General features: G+C 53.5%; 3 protein-coding genes. All 3 read left to right on the top strand.

Annotated features, from left to right (window positions below; all coding sequences use genetic code 11):
- Nucleotides 1-459 precede the first annotated feature (459 nt).
- The 3 genes from NB063_RS31850 to NB063_RS31840 all read left to right on the top strand — a co-directional run bounded on the left by NB063_RS31850 (nucleotide 460) and on the right by NB063_RS31840 (nucleotide 2715).
- Nucleotides 460-927, top strand: a complete 468-nt coding sequence (locus NB063_RS31850; protein WP_250933853.1) for a MarR family winged helix-turn-helix transcriptional regulator — start codon at nucleotides 460-462, stop codon at nucleotides 925-927.
- 100 nt (nucleotides 928-1027) lie between these two features.
- Nucleotides 1028-1828, top strand: a complete 801-nt coding sequence (locus NB063_RS31845; RefSeq protein ID WP_250933851.1) for a pirin family protein — start codon at nucleotides 1028-1030, stop codon at nucleotides 1826-1828.
- Between the two features lie 260 nt (nucleotides 1829-2088).
- Entirely contained in the window at nucleotides 2089-2715 is a 627-nt protein-coding gene (locus tag NB063_RS31840) for an FMN-dependent NADH-azoreductase (RefSeq protein ID WP_250933849.1), read from the top strand.
- The last annotated feature ends 15 nt before the right edge of the window (nucleotides 2716-2730 follow it).

Raw genomic sequence — 2730 nt, 5'->3', positions numbered from 1 at the left:
CACTAAATCAACAGCCTGCAAGCCGTCCGGTCCCGCGTTACCGGACGGCTTGCCACGTTCTGCGACTCTTGAAATCCCGCAGTAATTAAATCGACGTCCCAACGCCGAACGGGGCTAAGGGGCCGAAAGTGCGGTGCCACGGGAGATCGTGTTCGGTAACGGACGACTCGTGGCGGTCCCGGTCGATGCTGTGGCCAAGTACGTGGGCCGTGTTGCGGAGGAGGGCAACCGAGCGTCGGGAAAATATCACGCCCAGTGATCCTCTAAATCGAAAGGCTGTTGATAGCTGATCCATTCAACGCTGAGGTCGACATGGGTTCAGTCGGCAAACGGCATTGAAAATGAGCGGTTGGCAGCTGGATCGATCTGATTCGATCATGAAAACGCTTGACATGTAGATAGATGGCATGTAAAGTAAATGGGGCGGCAGAATTTGGGGTGAACAGGAGGATTGCCGTCATGGCTCTCAAAGATGAACTGAAGAAGCGTGGGCCGTTTGAATCGGTCGAGCAGGAAGCTGCTCTGTCGATTCTGCGAACGAGCGATTTGATCGAGAATCGGTTCGCTCGTTTGCTCCGTGCCCATGGATTGACGCGGTCTCAATACAACGTGCTTCGAATCCTCAGGGGGGAAGGCAAGCCGATGCCATGCCTCGAAGTTGCCAACCGGATGATTCAAGTGGCTCCCGCGATCACGCGGGTGGTGGATCAATTGCTCGGTCTCGAATTGATCGTGAAAACGCAATCGGACACCGATCGCCGGGTGTTCCTGATTGAGTTGACGCCTGCGGCCAAGCGTCAACTCAAATCAGTCGATGCGCCCGTCTTGGAATTGCATTCAGCTTTGCTTTCGAGCGTGCCCAAGAAAGACTTGAAGTCGTTGATTGCCATCCTCGAACGAGTCCGGGACGGCATTGTCGACAATTGATTTTTTTAGCACCTGTAAGGTGCTGTTACGTTCGCGGTATTCCTTTTCGTCGCATCAATATCCAAGCGGTTTTTGGACCGTGGCACATGAGGAGAATGAAATGAACCGATCTCGCCGAAACATGCTTTCTTTAACCGCAGCCGGCCTGATTCACGTTGCCGCCAACCCCGAGTCCATCGTTGCGGAAGAGCCCGTCGATACCGGAATGTTGATTCGCCAGGCCGCCGAGCGAGGCCATACCGATATCGGATGGTTGAAGAGTTTTCATTCGTTTTCGTTTGGAGGCTATTACGATCAGCGCCATATGGGGTTCCGTTCGCTGCGCGTGATCAATGACGACCGGATTGCGGCTGGACGAGGTTTTCCGACGCATCCCCACCGAGACATGGAAATCATTTCCTACGTACTCGAAGGGGCGTTGCAGCATAAAGATAGCACCGGCCGCGGGGCGATTATCACGCCGGAAGACATTCAAATGATGTCGGCTGGCACCGGGATCACACACAGCGAATACAATCCGTCGCCGACGAACGCAAATCACTTCCTGCAAATCTGGATCGAACCGGCCTTGCGGGGTGTGAATCCACGTTACAGCGACAACAAAGTGTCAATCGACCAGAAGATCGACCAGTGGAAAAAGATTGCTGGCCCCGATGGATCTGACGCATCGGTCTCGATTCATCAAGACGCAACGATTTATGCGACGCATTTGCGAGCGGGGAACGTGAGCGATTTCACCGTCGAACACGGACGTCACGCTTGGTTGCAAGTCGCTCGGGGGCAGCTGATCGTCAATGGTACGAAGCTGTCTAGCGGTGATGCCGTGGCAACCAGTCGGGCAATATCGATCCACGTCGAAGCGACTCAGGACACGGATGCGTTGTTGTTTGACCTTGGCTGACAATAGACGGCAGGTTCACTGTTTCGAGTACTGGGAGCTTTGCCGTATTGGACTCGCAGCACGCGAGCCTGTGCTCAGCGAGGTCGGCAGGTTGTTGATTTCGTAACCCGAATCCCGAGCGAGGGCTACCGTGTGGTCCCTCGCTCCGCCTGAAATCAATCCATTTTCCGCGTCCCCGCGTCGGGGAACCAAACATCCGCCTTGTTAACTCGAGAGCCGTCCAAACGTTTCTAAATGAGTCCTTTTTTGGAGAACTACTTATGGCCAAACTTCTTTACATTGAATCGTCACCCCGTAAGGGCCGATCGAAATCAATTCGTGTTGCCAATGAATTTTTGGATGGATACCGATCAGCTCACCCAGAAGATGAGGTTGTCACCATCGATCTGTGGGCTAAAGATCTTCCCGAATTCGACGGCTACACGATTGATGCGAAGTACCAAGTGCTGCACGGAAAAGACTTCGATGAAGCGCAGAAAAAAGCGTGGCAGGCCGTGGTCGATGTTTGTGACGAGTTCAAGTCGGCGGATAAGTATGTGATCAGTTTACCGATGTGGAATTTTGGGATTCCCTACAAGCTGAAACACTACATCGACGTGATCGCTCAGCCCGGTCAAACGTTTAGCTTCGATCCGGAATCAGGCTACAGCGGATTGGTTACGGGCAAACCCGTCACCGTCGTCTATGCTCGAGGTGGTGCATACGGCAGTGACGAAACCAAGGGAATGGATTTCCAGAAGAGCTACATGGAGATGATTTTGGGATTCGTCGGCTTCACCGATATTCAATCCGTCGTCATCGAACCAACGCTCGCGGCTCCTGATGAAGTCTCGGCAACCGAAGATGCTGCGATCGAAAAGGCTCGATCGCTGGCGGCGTCATTCTAAGCAGGTATGCAGGAA

Source organism: Aporhodopirellula aestuarii (genome assembly GCF_023701485.1).
GTDB classification, from domain to species: domain Bacteria; phylum Planctomycetota; class Planctomycetia; order Pirellulales; family Pirellulaceae; genus Rhodopirellula; species Rhodopirellula aestuarii.
The sequence above is the reverse complement of the archived record's forward strand: the minus strand, read 5'-3'. Positions and strand labels throughout refer to the sequence as shown.